This window comes from Rufibacter radiotolerans (assembly GCF_001078055.1).
Classification (GTDB): domain Bacteria; phylum Bacteroidota; class Bacteroidia; order Cytophagales; family Hymenobacteraceae; genus Nibribacter; species Nibribacter radiotolerans.
In genome coordinates, this window is record NZ_CP010777.1 from 4,459,460 (window position 1) to 4,479,805 (window position 20,346).

17 protein-coding genes are annotated in these 20,346 nt (G+C 53.7%); 10 read left to right on the forward strand and 7 right to left on the reverse strand.

Annotated features, from left to right (window positions below; genetic code table 11):
• Window position 1: 1 nt before the first annotated feature.
• The 4 genes from TH63_RS18145 to TH63_RS20885 all read left to right on the forward strand — a co-directional run bounded on the left by TH63_RS18145 (window position 2) and on the right by TH63_RS20885 (window position 2,632).
• A complete protein-coding gene (locus tag TH63_RS18145; protein WP_048922195.1) occupies window positions 2-787 on the forward strand; it encodes a ZIP family metal transporter in 786 nt (261 codons plus the stop codon).
• Window positions 788-1,006: 219 nt separating this feature from the next.
• Complete coding sequence (locus tag TH63_RS18150; protein WP_048922196.1) at window positions 1,007-1,681, forward strand: DUF2939 domain-containing protein; 675 nt, start codon at window positions 1,007-1,009, stop codon at window positions 1,679-1,681.
• A gap of 120 nt (window positions 1,682-1,801) precedes the next feature.
• Window positions 1,802-2,107, forward strand: coding sequence for an ACT domain-containing protein (locus TH63_RS20880; RefSeq protein ID WP_316931935.1), 306 nt, complete (start codon window positions 1,802-1,804; stop codon window positions 2,105-2,107).
• 9 nt (window positions 2,108-2,116) lie between these two features.
• On the forward strand, window positions 2,117-2,632 hold the full coding sequence (locus tag TH63_RS20885) for a formyltetrahydrofolate deformylase (RefSeq protein ID WP_316931968.1): 516 nt from the start codon (window positions 2,117-2,119) through the stop codon (window positions 2,630-2,632).
• 33 nt (window positions 2,633-2,665) lie between these two features.
• On the opposite strand, the gene TH63_RS18160 is transcribed toward TH63_RS20885, so the two are convergent.
• The 3 genes from TH63_RS18160 to TH63_RS18170 all read right to left on the reverse strand — a co-directional run bounded on the left by TH63_RS18160 (window position 2,666) and on the right by TH63_RS18170 (window position 7,244).
• Window positions 2,666-4,033 carry a deoxyguanosinetriphosphate triphosphohydrolase gene (locus TH63_RS18160; protein WP_048922197.1) on the reverse strand — a complete coding sequence of 456 codons (1,368 nt, stop codon included), beginning with the start codon at window positions 4,031-4,033 and terminating at the stop codon, window positions 2,666-2,668.
• 124 nt (window positions 4,034-4,157) lie between these two features.
• The gene (locus TH63_RS18165) at window positions 4,158-6,218 is read right to left on the reverse strand and encodes a T9SS type A sorting domain-containing protein (RefSeq protein ID WP_197088595.1); all 2,061 of its coding nucleotides are present in this window, start codon (window positions 6,216-6,218) and stop codon (window positions 4,158-4,160) included.
• A 624-nt stretch (window positions 6,219-6,842) separates the two neighbouring features.
• The gene (locus TH63_RS18170; RefSeq protein WP_082161785.1) at window positions 6,843-7,244 is read right to left on the reverse strand and encodes a YciI family protein; all 402 of its coding nucleotides are present in this window, start codon (window positions 7,242-7,244) and stop codon (window positions 6,843-6,845) included.
• Between the two features lie 154 nt (window positions 7,245-7,398).
• On the opposite strand from TH63_RS18170, the gene TH63_RS18175 reads away from it, so the two are divergent.
• From TH63_RS18175 to TH63_RS18190, 4 genes are all read left to right on the forward strand, one after another.
• Window positions 7,399-7,881, forward strand: a complete 483-nt coding sequence (locus TH63_RS18175) for a hypothetical protein (protein ID WP_048922199.1) — start codon at window positions 7,399-7,401, stop codon at window positions 7,879-7,881.
• Window positions 7,868-9,010: a hypothetical protein gene (locus tag TH63_RS18180; protein WP_048922200.1), complete on the forward strand. Its 1,143-nt coding sequence runs from the start codon at window positions 7,868-7,870 to the stop codon at window positions 9,008-9,010. Before TH63_RS18175 ends, TH63_RS18180 begins: the two co-directional genes overlap by 14 nt.
• 99 nt (window positions 9,011-9,109) lie before the next feature.
• Window positions 9,110-11,302: a prolyl oligopeptidase family serine peptidase gene (locus TH63_RS18185; RefSeq protein ID WP_048922201.1), complete on the forward strand. Its 2,193-nt coding sequence runs from the start codon at window positions 9,110-9,112 to the stop codon at window positions 11,300-11,302.
• A 107-nt stretch (window positions 11,303-11,409) separates the two neighbouring features.
• Window positions 11,410-11,886, forward strand: a complete 477-nt coding sequence (locus TH63_RS18190) for a GNAT family N-acetyltransferase (RefSeq protein ID WP_048922202.1) — start codon at window positions 11,410-11,412, stop codon at window positions 11,884-11,886.
• A 110-nt stretch (window positions 11,887-11,996) separates the two neighbouring features.
• Here TH63_RS18190 and TH63_RS18195 read toward each other — a convergent pair whose 3' ends face one another.
• Both TH63_RS18195 and TH63_RS18200 read right to left on the reverse strand, forming a co-directional pair.
• A complete protein-coding gene (locus TH63_RS18195) occupies window positions 11,997-12,317 on the reverse strand; it encodes a DUF4286 family protein (protein ID WP_048922203.1) in 321 nt (106 codons plus the stop codon).
• Window positions 12,318-12,417: 100 nt separating this feature from the next.
• Entirely contained in the window at window positions 12,418-13,653 is a 1,236-nt protein-coding gene (locus TH63_RS18200) for an MFS transporter (RefSeq protein WP_156180708.1), read from the reverse strand.
• Window positions 13,654-13,856: 203 nt separating this feature from the next.
• On the opposite strand from TH63_RS18200, the gene TH63_RS18205 reads away from it, so the two are divergent.
• A complete protein-coding gene (locus TH63_RS18205) occupies window positions 13,857-14,744 on the forward strand; it encodes a TraB/GumN family protein (RefSeq protein ID WP_076606538.1) in 888 nt (295 codons plus the stop codon).
• A gap of 583 nt (window positions 14,745-15,327) precedes the next feature.
• Here TH63_RS18205 and TH63_RS18210 read toward each other — a convergent pair.
• Window positions 15,328-17,754 carry a TonB-dependent receptor gene (locus TH63_RS18210; protein ID WP_048922205.1) on the reverse strand — a complete coding sequence of 809 codons (2,427 nt, stop codon included), beginning with the start codon at window positions 17,752-17,754 and terminating at the stop codon, window positions 15,328-15,330.
• 137 nt (window positions 17,755-17,891) lie between these two features.
• On the reverse strand, window positions 17,892-18,185 hold the full coding sequence (locus TH63_RS18215) for a hypothetical protein (protein ID WP_197088596.1): 294 nt from the start codon (window positions 18,183-18,185) through the stop codon (window positions 17,892-17,894).
• Between the two features lie 321 nt (window positions 18,186-18,506).
• Here TH63_RS18215 and htpG point away from each other — a divergent pair, with 321 nt between their 5' ends.
• The gene (htpG, locus tag TH63_RS18225; protein WP_048922208.1) at window positions 18,507-20,333 is read left to right on the forward strand and encodes a molecular chaperone HtpG; all 1,827 of its coding nucleotides are present in this window, start codon (window positions 18,507-18,509) and stop codon (window positions 20,331-20,333) included.
• Window positions 20,334-20,346 lie beyond the last annotated feature (13 nt).

Genomic DNA, 20,346 nt, shown 5'->3' on the forward strand with positions numbered 1-20,346 from the left:
CATGGTAGTAGCGGTCTCCGTTCTATTCTTTACCGTTCTGCTGGCCGGCTGGCTGGTACGTTTTCTGCCCCAGCAGAACCAGCGCTGGCTTAAGATGCTGCTGGCCTTTAGCGGGGCGTACCTGTTCGCGCTTACCATTCTGCACATTCTGCCAGACGTGTTGCTCAGCACAGATGACCCGCACCGAGTGGGTTTTTATGTGCTGGCCGGCTTTTTCCTGCAATTGGTCCTGGAGGTATTTTCCCACGGCGTGGAGCACGGGCACATTCATGCCCACCCAGAGCGCGAAGGGCACCAGCACCGCCACGTGAGCACGGTTCCCATCCTGCTGCTAGTGTCTCTTATTATTCACTCGTTTCTGGAAGGCAGCATTATGGTGCAGAGCCGCATGGCCGCCCAACAGGCGCATGAGCACCTGCAGCACTCGCACGTTGGTGATAATTTCTACACCATTCTGGCGGGCATTGCGCTGCACCACATTCCGGCGGCCATTGCCTTAATGTCTGTGCTAGTGGCGCGCCTGCATAGTTTCAAGAAAGCCTTTGCCTATCTGCTGCTGTTTGCGGCGGCGGCCCCGGCGGGGCTCCTGTTCAGTAATTACATTGCCCTGGAAAAACTACTTTCCAGCGAAGCCTATACTATTCTTTCGGGTTTGGTGGTAGGTAACTTCCTGCACATTTCCACCACCATCTTGTTTGAGACCAGCCCCGAGCACCGGTTCAACCAAGGCAAACTGCTGGCTACCCTGGCCGGGGCTTTGCTGGCGGTAGGGGCCGGTATGCTGTAAGCGAAGAGGCGCAAGCAGTTGCCGTTTTGGGGCCGTTTTACCAAAAACGGCCCCAAAACGGTTGAACGCCATTTCTGTTTTTTTCAATCACCCAGGGTGGGCCGTCTGGTTCTTTAGGCAGGCTACAACATTTCCCGTAAAAGAAAGTATCTTAAGCAGGCACAGCGGCCGGGTTCTCTTGTTCCTGGTCCTTTTCAATGTGCGTCTAAACGTGTTGCTATGAAGAGAATAATAGTCTTGGTCTCCGTGCTGGTAGTCATTGGGGCGGTAGGTTTCTGGCTCTACAAACGGTATGCCCAGGGGCCGGAGTACTCTTTGTACCAGATCAAGCAGGCGGTAGACAACCGCGACATGGCGGCCCTGGAGAAATACGTAGACGTAGACCGCACTACAGCCAGTTTCCTGGACCAGGCCGTGCAGGCCGGCATGGCCGAACTGCCCCAGAAACAGCAGGCCATGGCGGCCATAGTGCTGGGCATGGCCATGGCTTCTAAAAAAGAGCAGGTTTTGCAGGCGCTGCGCGATGGCATTGAAGATTACGTGGAAAAAGGAAGCTCTGGTCGGACGGCGCCCAAAGGAGTTAATGAACAAGAATGGGAGCAACTACAGTCGGTGCTGCCTTTGAAGAAGCTGCTGGAGGAGAACCCGCTTATCAACAGCCGCCTGGAAGGCATTTCTTACGTGAACCGGCAGGACTCCCTAGCGGTGGTAGGGCTGGACCTACGCATGCCCTCGCAGCCTGAGCCCGTTATTGTGGAAGTGCAGATGGTGGACAAGGGCACCTATTGGCAGGTGGTAGGCCTGCCCAACGCAGGCCCTGTCATGAAACAGCTGGGGCTGTTGGAAACCATGAAGCAGTTGCAGAATCTGCCCCAGTTAAAGCTGAAGATGTAAAATAGGGCTGCTGATTGCAGTGGGTTTGTTTGATTAGCTGTTTTCTGCCTATTTTCGCCAAAAAAGATGCAAAACGCAGACAGACAATAGTTTGGCTGCCCATTCCCCAGCTTCGCGGCCATGATTCATACGCTCCTCATTGACTGCCCAGACCGCAAAGGGCTTATTTTCACCATTACCCAGATCGTTTTCAGGAACAACCTCAACATCACCAGCAATGATGAGTTTGTGGATCGTGCGCGCAACCACTTCTTCATGCGCGCCGAACTCTCGGGGGAGCTGCAGCCTTCCCATCTGGGAGAGGAACTGCGGGTCGAGCTTCCGCCGGAGGCGAACATACGGCTGGTGCCGGAACGCAAAAAGAACATTGTACTCCTGGTCACCAAAGAGCACCACTGCCTGGGGGATCTGCTGCTGCGGCATTAGTACGGCGACCTGAACGCCACCATTCTGGCGGTAATTGGCAACTACCTGGAGCTGGAGTCTTTGGTAAGCCGCTTCGGGATTCCGTTTCACTACATCTCGCATGAAGGAAAGACCCGCGAGGCGCATGACCAGGAAATGAGCGAGGTAATTGACGCTTACCACCCCGAGTACTTGGTGTTGGCCAAATACATGCGCGTGCTCAGCTCGGCATTTGTGGCCCGGTTTCCTAACCGCATCATCAACATCCACCACTCATTCCTGCCCGCCTTTATTGGTGCCAACCCGTACCGGCAGGCTTTTGAGCGCGGTGTGAAAATCATTGGTGCCACCGCCCACTTCGTGAACACAGACCTGGACGAGGGCCCAATCATTGCCCAGAACGTGATTCAGGTAAACCATGCCCAAGGTGCCCGCGACATGGCCCAGGCCGGACGTGATGTGGAGAAGATTGTGCTGGCCCAGGCCCTGAAACTGGTCTTCGCGGAGAAGGTGTTCGTAAGCAATAACAAGACTATTATCTTTTAACTAGCCTTCATTGTAACAACCAACAAAAAACTATCAATACATCCTTGGCAAATCAATCCCTCTGATCTTCCTAAAGAGACTAATGGCGCTGCTATCCGTGAGGCCCGAGATGAAGTCTGTGATGTTCAGGATCTTCTCATAGTTACTGGAGGAAAGCTGGCGTTGCGGGCCCAGGAACTGGTCAGGCACCAGGTCCAGGTACTTGCGGTGGCGGCCGGCGGTGGGGTCAAAGACGGCTTGCAGGAACGCATCTAAAAGTCCACCCAAAACCTCAAAGCCCGCGGCCTCAATCTCCAGAACGGGCCGGTGGCGGTAAATTCGGTCAATAGACACTTTCTTGATCTCATCCAGAGCCGGTTTCTGTGCCACGAGGTTGATGAGCGACTGGTCAAAGGTACCGTTCAGAATGGCCTCTTCATGCTCCAGGAAAATGCCGGCGCACTCATAAATGAGATTGCTGATAATGCGGGCGCGCCAGAGACCCAGCTGCTCGCGCTCGTCATGGAAGGTGATGCTGGAAGGCTTGCCCGCGGTCTCTTTCAGGAGAGGTTGCAAAAGGGCCTGCGCCTGCTCAAACGGGATAAGTCCCAGGCGGCAACCATCTTCAAAGTCAATAATGCGGTAACAGATGTCATCGGCGGCCTCTACCAGAAAGGCCATGGGGTGTCGGTGAAAGGCGTTCTGGCCCGCGGGGAGCATCCCTAACTCCTGGGCTATCTTGGTGAAATGGGTCTGTTCGGCCTGAAAGAAGCCGTATTTTTTCTCGCTTGCGTTCTTGGTGCCTATTACCACCTGGTCTGCCGGGCGCGGGTATTTGGTGAAGGTGGCCAGTGTGCTGTAGGTGAGGCGCATGCCGCAGGAACCGCTACTCTGACCGGGGTGCGTGTGGGTAAGAATCCTGAAACCGGCGGCGTTGCCCTCAAAGTTACGCAGGTCTTCGGCCTGGGCCGGGGTAAGGTCTTGCAGAAAGGAAACGGCCTGCGGACTTCTGAAGTAAGCGGAGATGGCGTCTTCGCCGGAGTGCCCGAAGGGAGGGTTGCCAATGTCATGGGCCAGGCAGGCGGCCGCCACCATATCGCCAAAGTCAGACTCCAGCATGCTGGGGTGCGCCTGCAGAATGGCCGGGTGGCGCTCCAGAATGGTTTTGCCTACCAGCCGGCCCAGAGAACGGCCTACGCAGGAAGTCTCCAGGCTATGCGTGAGCCGGTTGTGCACAAAGTCGCTTTCGGGCATGGGCAACACCTGGGTCTTGTTCTGCAGGCGCCGGAAGGGCGTAGAGAACACCAGGCGGTCATAATCGCGTTGGAACTCGCCGCGCACGGCCTCATCGGTGGCGTACTGCGGGGTTTGGGCGTCAAAGCGTTTCTTGGAGATCAGGCGCTCCCAGGTCATCTGTGGCATGGCTATAGGCAAAGCCCTAAACTACGGCCGCCCCGCGTCCAAAGCAAGCAGAAAGTACCCGCCCGGGAAAGCATTCCCGTTTTGGGGCCGTTTTCAGGAAAACAGCCCCAAAACAGAAACGCCTTTAGTCTTGCTTATCTATTTTGACATACCGGATAGTGCCGCTCTCGCGTTTAGACTGCCACATGATGAGGTACAGCCCCTGGCCGGCCAATGGCAGGGTAAGCTCATAGCGGTTAGACTGCGGCACCACGTTCACAGACACTACCCCAAAAATACGGCCGGTAAGGTCATAGATGGTCAGTTTTACGTTGTCGGCCTCTGTGGTGTTAAAGTACAGGAAGGTTTTTCTGCCCCCGGGGTTAGGCGCCAGTTGCCGCACAAAGGAGGGGCCGGTTACCTGCACTACCTCAGAATACTCCAGCGTGCCGTTGGTCCTAATCAGCCGCAGGCGGTAATAGGTAAGGGCCGGGAACGGGTTGGGGTCAATGAACTGGTAAGACCTGGGCGAAGTGGAGTTTCCGCTGGCGGGCACCGTGCCAATTTGGGTATAGGTAATGCCGTCTTCGCTTCGTTCCACAGCAAACTCGGTGAGGCCGGTCTCGGTCTCGGTGGTCCATTTCAATATTACCTGGTTGTTGGAGAACTCACCGGTAAGTTTAAGCTGCTCTACCGGTATGGCGCAGGCATTGGCGGGTTTGGGCACCATTTTGGCCACATTGCAGGGAGGGGCGGTGGCGCTCAGGGCCATCACGTAATTTCCGCCGGCAATATCGTTTTCGGGGTTGAGCGTACGAGAAGACTGCCCCCTTGACACGGCGTAGTGCATAACGGCCCTAGGTAAGATAAGGTGGCTTAACTGATGGCCGTGCCCTAGCTCATGCACCACCACGCTCTGGAAATCATATTGGGTGTTGGTGGCTACGTTAGGGCCATACTGCCAGTCACTGCGTTGGGCAAATTCCATGTCAATTTCATCTACCCAGAAGTTAACCACGGTGCCCTGTATACAACCCCGGTAACGGCTGATGGTGCGCCCCAGCACGTTAGCGGGCAAATCACCGGAAGAGGCGAAGCGCACGGCGTTCACGTCATCATCTGCCGTAGTGGCAATAGGCGAATTAGAGGCGGTTACCCAATTGATGAAGGTTTTGCAGGACCACTCGTTCATGGCGCGCTTGAACGCGTGCAGCGCCGGGGTGTTGCTCTCAAAGCTGGCCCCAAACCGGAACGTGTAGCCGCCTAGCCCATTCTGGGAAATCAGCCGGGGCTGAAAACTCTGCGAGACAATGTTACGGGCTTTGTCTTCATACTCCACGTTGGAGACCGCATAGATAATGCTGAGCGGCGCCGCCGAAGTGGCAGTATTGGGATCACTGTTGACTACCCGGAACGTGCCGGTGCCGGCGGTTCCCCCATCAATGGCCTGGCTTGGCACCTTTACCTTGATCTCGTTGTCTGACCAACTGACGTAGTCAGTGTCCAGGGGCTTGATAAAGGAGGTGCCGCCGTCATCTGCGTCCCGGAACTCTACGTAGCCGCTGCCGCGGGTAGTGCCGAAGTTAGTGCCCGTGATGGTGAGTACATCGCCGGTGCCGGCCCTAAGACTAAGCGGACTGAAACCGGTGATCAAGGGAATAAGCCGACGCTGGTTGGTGGGGGCTTTCTTAGGGGCCAGGGCTTCGGCCAACTCTGGGTTGGCCTTCACTGTGCGCATGGCCGCCCCAGATAAACGGGTCAGGGAGCCGTAGACTTCCAGGGGAATAGACGCATATTTCTGGAAAGGATCACGCGCAGTACCTTGCCCCAGGTCATACTTAATGAAGCCTTGCATGCTCCCTACCACCGCGTAGCGGGCATTCTTGGTTTTAGATTTCTGCAGGAAGAAAACGCCCTGCTGCTGGATTTTCAGTTGAAGGGTAGCCGAGTACACATGCAGGTCCATATCTACCCGGCCGCCTTCGGTGATGATCTCCACCTGGCTGCCCGAAGGGGTTCCCTTGAAGACCTTGTATACTTCCACCTGGTGGGCGGTGTAGATGTTCTCGTGCTTGTCGTCCCAGAAGGAGCGTTGGCTGATTACCTTGCCCTCTACCACTGCCTCAGAGGTTTGCACGCGCTCCTCCAAAGACAAGGGAATCAACAGGCAGGTCTCCTGCGCAAAAGCGGCGGAGAGAGGTATCATCCAGAGACCAACGGCCAGCAGGCAGGCCGTTGCCAGACGTTTTTGAAAACGAAAAAATGGGTGGGTAAACCGGTGTTTCATGATGACCGCTTATTAACTGATCCTGAATGTCTGTGTGGGGCAACCTGTCATCCAGCCTGAAAAGCTACTGGATAGATTGTGGGATTGCAATATAGCTACGGATTATATTACCTGTATGGATGGCAGAAGAATGCTTTGGCTAAAAAAAAGTTAAGGCACCTACCCCTAAAGGATAAATGCCTTAACCAAGCTAAACAGAAACTACTTCAATAATAGAAACGGAGGCACATACTTGCGTATTGTAGGGCACCCCAAAAATTGCGTCTGTTTCAGGCCTGTTTTCTGAAAAACGGCCCTGAAACGGCTTTGCGTTTACAGGACAGGGTGCGGTGGGCGAGCTAATGGAAAGCTTTTGAAAAGAGGATTTGACCCAAGGCCCTGATAAAACGCAAAGGGATCTGGCCGTTCTGGCCAGATCCCTCTGGTATTTTCACAACAACTATTTTGCCCCTAAAACGCAGGGAGTTGCCGGTATATTGTGCAGTTGTAAAAATTTATTTTCCTTTTTGGGGCTGTTTTCCTGAAAACGGTCTCAAAACAGGTTTACTGGAGCTTGGTACCCTTCTGCGAGTACCAAGGGTGCAGCTCCATGATAAGCCTGCCTGACTTTACGGCCGGGTCTGCCTCAGTAAGCGCCTTGGCTTCTTCCATGGTTTTTACATTGAAGATAAAGATGCCGCGCAGGTCACCGTCATCCATAAAGGGGCCGGCCATGGTCAGCTTTCCTTCGGCGGCCATCTTGTTAATGTGGGCCATGTGCGCTTCCTGAATTTTGGCGGCGGTAAGTGAGTCATGGGTGCGATTGGGGCCTTTCTTCAGGAACGCCATGTAATAGGTTTTCATCTGGCCGTCCTTAGGTTCTTGGTAGGCTGGTTTGGTCTGGGCGCTGGCCGTGCCCGCGAAGGCCAGAAGGAGGAAAAGGAAAAAGATTCGGGTTAGCTTCATAGAAGTAATTAGGATGGTGAATCAGATAAGTTCGGTTATGCGAAAGCCTGTATAAGCCAGCCAAAAGGTACGGAATAAACCAGTATAGTGGAAAGGCGGGGGCAGGGCTGGCCGCCCGGTAATTGGGAAAATCTCCTGCTTTTCTCTAATATAGGTGCAGAAAGCCTTTGTGATGCGTATGCCTTCCCGTTTCCGGCGTCTTCTTTGTCTGCAAGTTTTGGTGGTGGTGAGCATCGTGGGGTCCTTGCTGTCTTCTTTCGCCTTGATCAAGGGCTGGGGCGAACTCTATCCTTTTGCTAACTGGAAGCTTTTCACGCAGCCCCGCGGCAGTGATAACCACTACAGCACCTACCGCATCTACACCCGCCAGGCGGGGCAGGCTAGCTTTCAGCGACAGGCTGTGCGGGCCACCCGTACCTTTGACCCAGACGACTACGTGTATACCCTGGACTACTGGGTGAACCGTACCCTGGCAGATACTACTAACACCACCCAAAGCCGCGAAAAGCTACGCACGCTGGTCCAATACCTGCACCCAAATGCCGGGGAGTACCGCATTGTAAGGGAAACCGCTACGGTGCAGGCCCTGTTACACCACCCCGAAAATTTTAAAGCCGATACCGTTGCCCGTTTCTAACGCCACCGCCCAAACGCGCGGGAAGCTCACGGAAAGCAGCCTGCAAAACCGGTACCTGCGCGCCGTGGTTGATTTCTTCTACGCCGAGCAGGCGCTTAGGCTGTTCACGTTTGTGTGGCTGTACTGGGCCCTGGAGAAATATGTGCTGTACCTGCAACGGCCGGCCGATCTGTTTGAGCCGTTGACTTTAGTTGGTAAGCTAGTAGCCCCAGAGTTGCCAGCCAAAGAGCTTTTCTGGACGGTAGCGGCAGTCTGTGCGGTGGCCAACCTAGTGAAACTGTTCCATAAAAAAAGCTTAGTGTTGCAGGCGGTCCTGGCTGCCGGGTTGCTATGGATGAATCTGGTGCTATGGAGTTACGGGTATCTGCCCCACGTGAACCATCTGTTTCTGCTGGCCCACCTTTTTCTGGTGTTTGTGGTGGTAGAGGCACCCGCCAAAAATCACCCCGACCGGGTGCAGTATGCTAGTATCAATTGGTTTTATTTCGGGTTGCTGTTTGTGTACACGTTGTCGGGGCTGTGGAAGATAGCGGCGCTGGGCAAGAAACTTATTTCTGCATCCACAGATGTGCATTGGCTCAAACCTGAGGCGGCGCTCTATAACGCAGTGGTCAGTTTCCGGGACTATGACCAGCCATTTACCATGGCACAGTTGTACACAGATTTTCCGTGGGTGTGGCAACTGGGCTTTTTAGTGATAGTGTACGTGCTCACTTCGGCGGTAGCCGCGGCCTGGCACTCGCCGCTAAGGCCTTGGGTAGGTGGTTTCCTGGTGCTGTTTCACCTCATTAACCAGTTTGCCTTCCTTATTTTCTTTGTAGTAGCCTGCCTCACGCTGGTTTGTCTGTTTTTCCCGTATGGGTTGCTGTTCCGCCAGTACAGGCAGAAGTTGGCGGTGCCTGTGCGGGTGAACTTTGAAGGGAAGGGGAACCAGGCCCGCTACCGGCTGCAATACCAACAGCAAGATCAGGAAGAAGTGTTTACTGACTTTGAGGCCTATCGGCAGCGGCTTTTAGACAGCAATTATTATCTGGCAGGGCTGCTGTATCTGCCCGGCGTGAAAGCAGTCACCAGGCTTTGGTGGAAGTTATTGCCGGGGGCGAAAGGAAATAAACCGCCGGCTGTTTAATTTTGGAATAAGAGCCTGTGCCAGGCCTCCAGCACTAGACCTGGCGGCAAGCTTATGCATCTTTCTTTCTTGTAATCAAGTACATTAACACCAAGCGCTATGAACAAGACCTCTGTATTCGTTTGTATTGCTGCGTTGGCAGCAATGACCGGCTGTAAAACCAGCCCGGCACCCAGTTCGGGAGCCAGTGCCAGCACCACCCCACCGGCCGAAGCGCCCGCGGTGGCTACCAAACCTTCCCTTATGTACCCCAAAACCGAGAAAATAAACCACGTTGACACCTACCACGGCACCCAGGTGCCTGACCCGTACCGCTGGCTGGAAGCCGATACCGCCAAAAACGTGGCGGAATGGGTGAAGGCGCAGAACAAGGTCACCTTTGATTACCTGGCTAAGATCCCCTTCCGGGAGCAGATCAAGGAACGCCTTACCAAGCTCTGGAACTACCCTAAATACGGGGCTCCCTTCCGCGAAGGCGCCTATTACTATTTCACCAAGAACGACGGCCTCCAGAACCAGGCCGTGATATACCGCCAGAAAGGCCTGGACGGCACCCCCGAACTGTTCCTGGACCCCAACAAACTGTCCGCCGACGGGACCACTTCCCTGGGTAGCCTGGACTTCAGCAAAGACGCCAGGTACGCCGTTTACACCACCTCCACGGGCGGCTCAGACTGGCGCGATGCCTATGTGCTGGATGTGGCCACCGGTAAAAAACTGTCAGATGAGTTGCACTGGATCAAGTTCTCGGGCACCAGCTGGCACAAGGACGGGTTCTTCTACAGCCGTTACGCCGAGCCCACCAAAGGCTCCAAGATGGCCAACAAGAATGAGTACCACAAAGTGTACTACCACAAAGTAGGCACACCGCAAAGCCAGGACAAACTCATCTGGGAAGCCAAGCAATACCCGTTGCGTCTGCTCTTCGCCAGTACCACCGAGGACGAGAAATACCTGATCCTTACCGCCTCTGAGGGAACCAGCAACAACTCACTGTACGTGAAGGACCTGAGTAAACCCAACAGTCCCATTGTGCCGCTGGTAGAGACCTTTGACAAAGAATACGGCGTGGTGGAGAACATAGGCGACAAGCTCATTGTAGTCACCAATCAGGGCGCGCCCAAGTACAAGCTCATCCAGATAGACCTGAAGAAACCACAGCCTGCCAACTGGAAAACCCTGGTAGCGGAGACCGATAATGTGCTAGGTGGGGTAGATTTAGTAGGCGGCCGCCTAATCCTGAACTACATGAAAGACGCCGCCACGCTGGTGCGCGTGCATGACACCAACGGCAAATGGCTGCATGACGTGCAACTGCCCACGCTAGGCTCAGCCGCCGGATTCAGCGGCAAGAAGGAAGACAAGACCGTTTTCTACACGTTCAACTCGTTTACCTACCCTAGCGCCGTGTACCAATATGACATTGCCAGCAATAAATCTACTCTCTACCGCAAGGCGGAGGTAGATGTGGACATGGAGGCCTATGAAACCAAACAGGTCTTCTACCCGAGCAAGGACGGCACCAAGATTCCTATGTTCATTGTGCACAAGAAAGGCTTAGCCCTGAACGGCGATAACCCCACCTACCTCTATGCCTACGGCGGATTTAACGCCTCTACTACCCCCGGATTCAGCATCTCGCGCATGCTGTGGCTGGAGAACGGCGGCGTGCTGGCCATTGCCAACATACGCGGCGGCGGGGAATACGGCGAGGCCTGGCACAAAGCGGGCATGACCCCTAACAAGCAAAACGTGTTTGATGACTTCATCGCGGCCGCGGAGTACCTGAGAGACCAGAAATATACGGCACCGCAGAAACTGGCCATTGCCGGTGGTTCTAACGGTGGGTTGCTTATTGGTGCCGTAGCCAACCAGCGCCCAGACCTGTTCAAGGTGGCTCTGCCCGCCGTGGGCGTGATGGATATGCTGCGGTTCCATAAGTTCACCATTGGCTGGGCCTGGGTACCCGAATACGGTTCCTCAGATGACGCGGCGCAGTTTCAGAACCTCATGGCCTTCTCGCCTATTCACAACATCAAAGAGGGCGTGAGCTACCCGGCCACCCTGGTCACCACCGCCGACCATGACGACCGCGTGGTGCCGGCCCACTCGTTCAAGTACATTGCCACGCTCCAGGAGAAAGGCGCAGGGCCCAACCCCTACCTGATCAGGGTAGACGTGAAAGCCGGCCACGGCGCCGGTAAATCCACCACCGCCCAGATTGCCGAGGCCGCCGATGTGTGGTCGTTCACCTTCTACAACATGGGCGTGAACCCCTACGCGACTAAATAACACGTCTGCAAAAAGAGAAGCCGGGGCCTATGCTCCGGCTTTTTTATTGAAAGGCGGGTATTGTAACTTGCGCCTCGCCCGCCGGGCGAATTAACCAAAGAAAGACCATGAGTGTAACCGTTACCATAAGAAAAGGAATCGAGGCTGACCTGCCCGGCGTACATGCCCTGATTGTAGAACTGGCCGTGTTTGAAAAAGCCCCTAATGAAGTAACCAATACCGTAGAGGACATGCGCCGCGACGGCTTCGGGGACCAGCCTATCTTTGAGTTCTACGTGGCCGACTCTGTGGAGAAAGGCATTGTGGGGATTGCGCTGTACTACACGGCTTACTCCACCTGGAAGGGCAAGATGCTGTTCCTGGAAGACATTGTGGTCACGGAGACCCTCCGGCGCCAAGGCATAGGCCGCCAGCTGTTCAACGCCGTGGCGGAGGCTGCCAAGGAAGGGCATTACAAACGCATGAAATGGCAGGTGCTGGACTGGAACGAGCCCGCCATCAATTTTTATCGCAGCATAGGCGCCGACCTGGACGGGGAATGGATCAACTGTAACCTAAGCGAGCAGCAACTGCAGCAGTTGTAAAATCTATATAACTAATACTTATGAAAACAGCCTGAAGACAAATGCGTTTTCAGGCTGTTTTCATGAAAGGAGGGCTAAAACAGGAACTATGCGCGCCTTGCGGGAAGACCTTATTGCTTGTCGCTTTTCTCAACTACCTCCAGTACCGTCCTGAAGGCCACGTACTGCCCCGGGTATTTGGCCTGCATTCTGGCCTGCATGTCCTGGTCGTGCTCACGGTGGTATTCCAGCAGGTCGTCCATGTGGCGGGCATAGTATTGAATGGCGTAGGTAGAACCGCCGGTTTCCTCTTCTTCCATGACCTTGGCTATCTGGAAATTAAGAAAATAGGTGGTGGCCATAACGGCCGGAATATGGGTTTCCTGCATCCACTGCAGCCACTCGGCGGCCACGGTGTTGTCTATGCTTACGGTTTCGTTGAAAAGAATCATGTTCAAAATTAGTGCTTTCCTGGCATAGAAACAGCTATCAGGTAAAAATGGTGCCTTTCTGTTTTAAGCCCGTTTTAACTAAAACAGGCTTAAAACGCGGCTATTCATGGTAATCCAGGTCCTTGCTGAAGCTTTCCGGCAAGGTGCTGATAGACAGCAGGGCAATGAGAATGGAAACGGCTCCCAGCAAGGCGGCGGTTTCCAGAATGCCCAGGTTGTCTTGCAAACCTTTGAACGAGAGCGTAAGAATCACCACGGCCCCGCGCACAAAGTTAGGTACGGTGGTGGTGACGGTGGCCCGGATGTTGGTCCCGAACTGCTCGGCGGCAATGGTCACGAAAACGGCCCAGTACCCGCCGCCAAAGCCCAGCGCCACGCACAGGGCATAGAAATACGTCTCACTGGCTCCCTGCGCCAACAGGAACAGGGCAATAATGCAGGCCAGCAGCAGCAGAAAGATAGTGACCACCTTCTTGCGGCTTTTCAGTTTCTGGCTCAGCAGCCCGCTGGCCAGATCGCCCAGGGTAAGGCCCAGGTAGGAGAAGGCGATTCCCTTGGCCGCTGAGATAGGGGCCGGAATGTTCAGCGCCTGGCTGATCTCAGGGGAGAAGGTGATCAAGACCCCAATCACAAACCAAATAGGAATGCCGATCAGAATGCACTTAAGGTATTTCAGGAAACGGGTGGTGTTGGTGAACAAGCTCAGGAAGTTGCCCCGGGCCACGGCTTGTTGCTGGGTGCGGGCAAACATACCAGACTCATAGACCCCAATCCGGAGTACCAGCAACATCAGGCCCAGTCCGCCGCCCACAAAGTACGCGGTGCGCCAGTGAAAATACTCGCCAATGACCCCGGCCAGAATGGCCCCCGAGATACCCACCGACGCCACAATGGTGGTGCCATAGCCCCGCTTTTCCTTGGGCAATACTTCACTTACCAGCGTGATGCCGGCCCCTAATTCACCCGCCAATCCCAGGCCCGCCACAAACCGCAACCAGGCGTAGGCCTCCAGGTCGGTGACAAAACCGTTAGCGATGTTCGCGGCAGAGTACAAGAAGATAGACCCGAACAAAACCGAGATACGGCCCCGTTTATCGCCCAGAATGCCCCAGAAAATACCCCCCACCAGCATGCCTATCATTTGCATATTTATGAGACGTACCCCTTGCTCTAGAAGTGCGGCTGGTTGGGTTATTCCTAGCTCCTTAAGGCTATTGATCCTGACAATGCTGAAAAGCACTAAGTCATAGATGTCAACAAAGTACCCCAGGGCCGCCACAATCACGGCAGTGTTCAGGATTTTGGTGGTGGGAACCGAAGTAGAGGGCATGGACATAGAAAAGTCTTAATAGAGTAATTGGATTATTCTATATTTTGCGTATAAAGTAAATAATATAGAATATTTGATATAAATACTTTATTTACAGGTTGTTATATTTTTTAAAGTATTTTTGATTATACTTGATAGAAGTTAGGGCCATTTCATTGCCCTCGAAAAAAAAACTCATATTTTTGCTTAAGACTTGTAACCTTAAGCTAATGGGTACGTATAAAGCCGCTTTTTTTTCTGTTTCTCTGGCCATCGTCCTGTTAGGGTTAGTCTGGCCAAAAGTAGGGAGCTGTGATACTCCTGAAACTAAGGAAAAATCCTTGCTATGGAAAGTAAGTGGGAAAGGTATAAAGACCTCCTATCTCTACGGAACGTTCCATCTAGTACCCAAAGACCAGTTTTCATTGCCTAGAAAGGTAACACAAAAGCTGGAAAAATCCGAAACGGTGGTGTTTGAAGTAGACCTGGATAGCCCCAAGCTTTCCCGCATGATCTCTAAGTCCATGCACATGGCCAAACCCATTGAGAGCCTCATGACGGTACAGGACTATACCCTCTTCGCTAAGTTTGTAAGAGACAGCCTGGAGCGCAACATGCAAACCTTTCGGTACATAAAGCCGGCATTCCTGGGTCAATTACTGCTTTACCCCAAATTGCTGGGCTATAACCCAGAGTCTTATGACCTGGCCCTGCTTAACCTGGCCAAAAAGGAACGCAAGGATATCCAGTCCCTGGAGACCCCGGAAGAGCAGGTAGCTTTGTTTGAGAAAACCTCCCTGGAGACCCAGACCTCACAGCTTCTCCAGAATATAAAGCAGTTTGACCGCCAGCGGAAATTGATGAAAGGAATGCTGACCCTGTACCAGCAGGAAGACATTTACAGCCTCTATGACCTGATTAAGGCCCAATCTGGCTCAGAAGATTCAGAGGACCTGTTGCTGAATGAGCGGAACGAGAAATGGATGGCCCCCCTGCTGGCCATGATGCAGAAAAGCTCCTCTTTTGTGGCCGTAGGCGCCGCCCACCTGCCCGGAGAACAAGGACTGATTCAATTGCTAAGAAACCAAGGCTATAAAGTAGAACCCGTATTGAGATAAACCTTTACTATTTGAGATAAACATCTACTATCCCTACATCAACCAAAAGGCCAGCCTTCTATATAGAGGCTGGCCTTTTGGTTGATGTAGGGTTGCTGGCCCTGCTGTTTTGCGCACTCATTTACTGTTTGTGCATTGACTTATTGATAGAATAAAGTCAGCAGTGTGTCAAGAATAACCCTTTGAGGAATAGATCCATTGGCGTTCATAAAAAGAGTAGCCAGCAAACAGAAAAACAGGGTATCCTGTTTTGGAGCTCTTTTCTGAAAAACAGGCTCAAAACAGCTTGACTCATTATATAGTCTGCCTTATGCATTATCTATTTTCAGTTGTGTCATCCTGAAAGGATCTTGGTGGCGAACGGCAAGAACGCTGGAGCAAATGCTTTATTAGTTTGCCCGCAAGGTCGTTCCAACATTACAGAGGACGGAATAATCATTGCTGCCTAGGTGATCAAATCATCTAGAGTATCAATGCGCTCTGAAATGCTTTCTGAATTATTCTTAAGGCGCAAGGCACATAAAAAAGGCGCGGGAATTTTCTCCCGCGCCTTTTCATGTTTTAACAAATCGGTTCTGCCCGCTTACCCAAAAGGTACCATCACCTTAAGGCTTATGTTGCGGCCCATGTTGTACACCCCTGTCCGGCCGGTGGCTGGGTTTTCTGGGGCATATTTAAGGCGGCTGAGGTGGCTCTGGTAGGTTTTGTCCAGGATGTTGTTGCCAATGAGGTACACCGAGAGCCTGGTCTTGCCGGCGGCGTTTGTCAGGTTGCCGCCTATGCCCAGATTCAGCAGGCTGTACCCGGGGGTAGGGGTTTCGGTGTCAAAGGCGGTGTAGACCTTGTTCTGCGCAAAGTAGTTCTCCAGCTCCGCCTTGGCGTACCAGTTCCTGATATTGTTGCCGGCTTTAGGGAAGCTTACCCGCAGTTCTGAGCTCAGGCGTGGGGCCGGCGTAAAGGGCAGGTACTTCATGTCTTGGGGTACGTCTTTCTGGATGGAACGCACCCAGGAAAAGGAGTTCTCCAGGTGCAGCCAGTCCAGGGGGTGCGGGTGGATGTCAATGATAAACTCGCCGCCATACACGTAGGCATCGCCCTGCACATATTTAAAGGTGGGGGCCAGGTCATCAGCCTCGCCAGAAAGAGAATCGCCGCCCAGAACGCTGGTCAGTTTCTGCGCGAAGATGTAGTTCTGGATGTTGTTCCGGAAACCGTTCAGGCCCAGGGTTATGTGCTTAGTGTCATAGGTGAGGCCCGCGTCAAACTGAAGGCTGGTTTCGGGGTTCAGATCAGTGTTGCCCACCTCATACCGGAACGTGCCCTCATGCCTACCGTTGGAGGCCAGCTCGGCTATGTTAGGCGACCGGAAACCACGGGCCAGGTTGGCTTTCACGGTGAGGCGCTCATTCAGGCTGTAAGTGGCGCCCACGCTGCCCGAGATGTTGGAGAACGTGCTGGTGAAGGCGTCAAACTTGGTTTCAGAAGCGGCCGATGGATCAGTGGTGAATTCATCTTCATCAGTGAGGAACAGGGCGTCTGAGGTGACGCTGCGGTAGTCATAGCGCAGGCCGCCGCTCAGGTGCAAAGGTCCAAACTCCCGTTTCAGGTACGCGAAAACGCCGGCATCCCAGAGACGGTATTCGGGGATGATCACTTCTTCGCCCTCGTTGCGGTTCTGCTGCACCATGCCGTTCACGCCAATAGTGGGTTCCCAACCGGCCAGCTGCGACAGAAAGTATTTCACGTCATAGTTGACGGTGTTCAGGCGCATGGCCAGTTCTTCCTCATCTGTGTCTACCGGGTTGCCGTACTCGCGGCGCAGGTTCTGCTGCCAGGCCAGGTTGAAGGTAAGCCGTGATCTGTCAAAGACCAGGTTGTTCTGGGAGGCCACCCTGAAATGGTTGATGCGTTGCTGCGGAATACCAAGGCCATAGCCTTTCAGGTCATCATTTGTGACAGGTTCTTCTTCGGCCTCGCCGTTGCGGTTGACCAGTTTCAGGAACGTGCCTTCTTCGTCGCGCTTGCCCTCTACCAGGCCCACAGTCTGGTTAAAGGTGCTGAAGGCCAGATGGGAGTAGCCCCAGCTTTTGTTCAGGCCCACGTACCCGTTGGCATTGGTTTCCCTGAACCCCGAGTTGTACACGCGGCCATCAACCTCATTGCGGTAGTTGCCAGCCACTTTCTGGCTCAGGCGTGCGGCCCAGTTAAAGCCGTTCAGGTTGCCGGCGTTGTAGGCAGAATAGCCCAGCAGGTTGTTATTGGTCTGGTAATTTGTGGAGAGGTTGCCTATCACCTTGCCTTCGGCGATGGGGTCTGGCGTGAGGAAGTTTAGCACACCGGCAATGCCGTCTGAGCCATACATGAGGCTGCCGGGGCCTTTCACAATCTCGGCCCGGTCCACGGAGTACTCATCAATCTCAATGCCGTGCTCGTCGCCCCACTGCTGGCCTTCTTGCTTAATGCCGTCGTTAAGGGTAATGATGCGGTTAAAGCCCAATCCCCTGATGACCGGCTTGGAGATGCCCGCGCCGGTGGAGATCTGCGCCACGCCGGGGGTTTTGGCAATGGCGTCTATCACGTTGGTAGAGCTGGTGCGGTCCAGCTGCTCCCGGCCCACCACGGTGGTAGCTACGGGGTTCAGGCGGGCCTCGGTAGAAGAGGAAACGCCGGTCACCACTACAGCCCGAACTTCCACTACAGAAGGGGCCAGGGCCAGGTTAAATGTGGTGGCGCCGTTGATAGTAACCGGCAGCGCCTTGGTGATGTAGCCAACGTAGCGCACCTGGGCTAGAAAGCGACCCCGGGGTAGATTGTCAAGCTGGTAATGGCCGTTTAGGTCAGTAGAGGCGGCGCGTTTCAGGTCGGTGAGGTAAATAGTGGCCCCAATGAGCGGCGCGTTGGTCTGGCCGTCTGTAATGGTGCCCGAAAGTGTGTTGGAGGCTTGGGAGAAGGCGTTGCCGACATTCAGCAGCAGGGCCGCCCAAAGCAGGAAATATTTTGGAAAAGACATTCTATCTAATTTAAGAAAATAGGAAGACAAGCCGCTAATAGCAGCTTGAGCCCCGGCCGTTTATCTATACGGCGGGCTTTAAAAAAATGGAATTCTGGCCCTGCGCAGAGGAGGGTTGAATTCTGGGGAAGGTAAGATTAGGCTACAGCCGGCGGGCCGCGCGGAGAGGCGGTGTGCGGGTAGCTGAATTTCCAGATAAACGCGTAGCCGGGCTGGTAACTATCTACCAGGGCAAGGGGGGCGGTGAACGCCACCACGGTTTCTGAAGGTTGAAAAGAGGTGTTGAAAAGCTCGGCGGTAGGGCAGTGCGTGTGCTTTCCGTCTATGTGCGTGCGGCGCTCATCATGCGCTTTGTGTTCTGTGTGCGTGTGGGCATGCAGTGCCACCAGTACCTTGTCAGGCACCATCACCCGCATAAATAGCAGGAGCAAGAGGTAGGCACTTAGGTTCCGGAGGTTTCGCACAGACAGCTGGTGTATCTACAAATATAAGCCAACAATCTTTTATTTTGGTAAGTAACCGCTGGTCAAACCAATAGTTTTTGAGATTGGCAAGAAGCCGTTTTAGGGATGTTTTCCGGAAAACAGGCCTAAAACGGCTTTTGTTTACTTTCTGCGCCTGAATAAGGTGACATTTCTGAAGGGTGAAATTTTTAGGGATTTCTGCCATCCTGTCACTTTTGCCGCTCTGGAACAGCTTTTGCCAAGCCTCCTCTACAAAGCGCAACACACAACATTTTATATACCACTGAAATGGAAGAAAAAGGCACGATTTCAATTCACACCGAGAACATTTTCCCCATCATCAAGAAATTCTTGTACTCAGACCACGAGATTTTCCTACGCGAATTAGTTTCTAACGCCGTGGATGCGAGCCAGAAAGCCAAGAGCCTCTCCAGCATTGGCGAGCTGCAAGGCGAGCTGGGCGAGCTGAAAGTGACCGTGAAGGTAGACAAGGAGAAAAAGCAGATCATCATCTCAGACAACGGGATAGGGATGACTGCCGAGGAGATCAAGAAATACATTAACCAGATTGCCTTCTCCGGCGCCACCGAGTTTGTGGAACGCTACAAAGACTCCAATGCTGACAAGAGCCAGATCATCGGGCAGTTCGGTCTAGGGTTCTACTCGGCGTTTATGGTGGCCAGCACCGTAGAGATTGACACCTTGTCACACCAAGAAGGCGCCGAGGCGGCCCACTGGGTGTGCGACGGCTCCACGGAGTTCACCATCACCAACGGTACCCGCCGCGAGCGCGGAACGGACGTGATCCTGAACATAGCTGAGGATTCTGAGGAGTTCCTGGAAGAGGCCCGCATCCAGACCATCCTGAACAAGTACTGCAAGTTCCTGCCCGTACCGGTAGAGTTCAACGGCGAGGTGATCAACAACCCTAACCCTATCTGGACCAAGTCGCCATCTGATTTGACCGATGAGGACTACAAGAACTTCTACAAAGAACTGTACCCGTTCTCTGAGGACCCGCTCTTCTGGATTCACCTCAACGTGGACTACCCGTTCAATTTGACCGGTATCCTGTACTTCCCGAAGGTGAAGAACGAGTTTGACTTCCAGAAAAACAAAATCCAGCTCTACAGCCGCCAGGTGTTCATCACCGATGAGGTGAAAGACGTGGTGCCGGAGTTCCTGATGCTGTTGCACGGCGTGATTGATTCTCCGGACATTCCGTTGAACGTGAGCCGCTCGTTCCTGCAGGCAGACGCCAACGTGAAGAAAATCAATACCTACATTACCCGTAAGGTAGCCGATAAACTGAACGAGCTCTACAAGAAAGACCGCGCCTCTTACGAGGAGAAGTGGAATGACATTGCAGTGTTTGTGAAATACGGCATGCTCTCAGATGATAAGTTCTATGAGAAGGCCAAGGATTTTGCCTTGCTGCAAAACACCGAGGGCAAGTACCACACCCTGGAAGAATACCGCACCTTGGTACAGGCCAACCAAACCGACAAAGACGGCAACTTGATCATCTTGTACACCACCGATGTGGAGAAACAGCACGCGTTCATTGAGACGGCCCAGAACCGCAACTATGATGTGGTGAAACTGGATACCATGATTGACCCGCACTTCATTGGCCAACTGGAGCAGAAACTGGAGAAGACCACGTTGAAGCGCGTAGACGCCGATACCATTGACAAGCTCATCCAGACCGATGCCAAACCGGAGAGCGTGTTGTCTGAGGAAGAGACCACCCGTCTGAAGGAACTGTTTGAGAAAGCAATCTCTAACCAGAACATGACGGTAACGGTAGAGGCCCTGAGCACCGACGAGCAGCCGGTAATCATTACCCTTCCTGAGTTCATGCGCCGCATGAAAGACATGAGCCGCATGGGCGGCGGAGGCATGATGATGATGGGCAACATGCCCGACATGTACAACGTGACCATCAATGCCAACCACCCGGTAAACCACCGCATCTTAAAGCACAATGACGAGCGCGGCGAGAAGATTGCCAAGCAAGCCTATGACCTGGCGCTATTGTCGCAGAACATGCTTTCCGGAGCAGCCTTAACCGCGTTTGTGAAACGCAGTGTGGAGCTGATTGACAAAGAATAGTCTGCTGGTTTAG

Excerpts from the sequence above, each read along its gene's own strand:
- TH63_RS18145 (WP_048922195.1), top strand. The coding sequence starts at position 2 with ATGGTAGTAGCGGTCTCCGTTCTATTCTTTACCGTTCTGCTGGCCGGC.
- TH63_RS18150 (WP_048922196.1), top strand. The coding sequence starts at position 1,007 with ATGAAGAGAATAATAGTCTTGGTCTCCGTGCTGGTAGTCATTGGGGCG.
- TH63_RS20880 (WP_316931935.1), top strand. The coding sequence starts at position 1,802 with ATGATTCATACGCTCCTCATTGACTGCCCAGACCGCAAAGGGCTTATT.
- TH63_RS18160 (WP_048922197.1), bottom strand. The coding sequence starts at position 4,033 with ATGCCACAGATGACCTGGGAGCGCCTGATCTCCAAGAAACGCTTTGAC.
- TH63_RS18165 (WP_197088595.1), bottom strand. The coding sequence starts at position 6,218 with ATGATACCTCTCTCCGCCGCTTTTGCGCAGGAGACCTGCCTGTTGATT.
- TH63_RS18170 (WP_082161785.1), bottom strand. The coding sequence starts at position 7,244 with ATGAAGCTAACCCGAATCTTTTTCCTTTTCCTCCTTCTGGCCTTCGCG.
- TH63_RS18185 (WP_048922201.1), top strand. The coding sequence starts at position 9,110 with ATGAACAAGACCTCTGTATTCGTTTGTATTGCTGCGTTGGCAGCAATG.
- TH63_RS18190 (WP_048922202.1), top strand. The coding sequence starts at position 11,410 with ATGAGTGTAACCGTTACCATAAGAAAAGGAATCGAGGCTGACCTGCCC.
- TH63_RS18195 (WP_048922203.1), bottom strand. The coding sequence starts at position 12,317 with ATGATTCTTTTCAACGAAACCGTAAGCATAGACAACACCGTGGCCGCC.
- TH63_RS18200 (WP_156180708.1), bottom strand. The coding sequence starts at position 13,653 with ATGTCCATGCCCTCTACTTCGGTTCCCACCACCAAAATCCTGAACACT.
- TH63_RS18205 (WP_076606538.1), top strand. The coding sequence starts at position 13,857 with ATGGGTACGTATAAAGCCGCTTTTTTTTCTGTTTCTCTGGCCATCGTC.
- TH63_RS18210 (WP_048922205.1), bottom strand. The coding sequence starts at position 17,754 with ATGTCTTTTCCAAAATATTTCCTGCTTTGGGCGGCCCTGCTGCTGAAT.
- htpG (WP_048922208.1), top strand. The coding sequence starts at position 18,507 with ATGGAAGAAAAAGGCACGATTTCAATTCACACCGAGAACATTTTCCCC.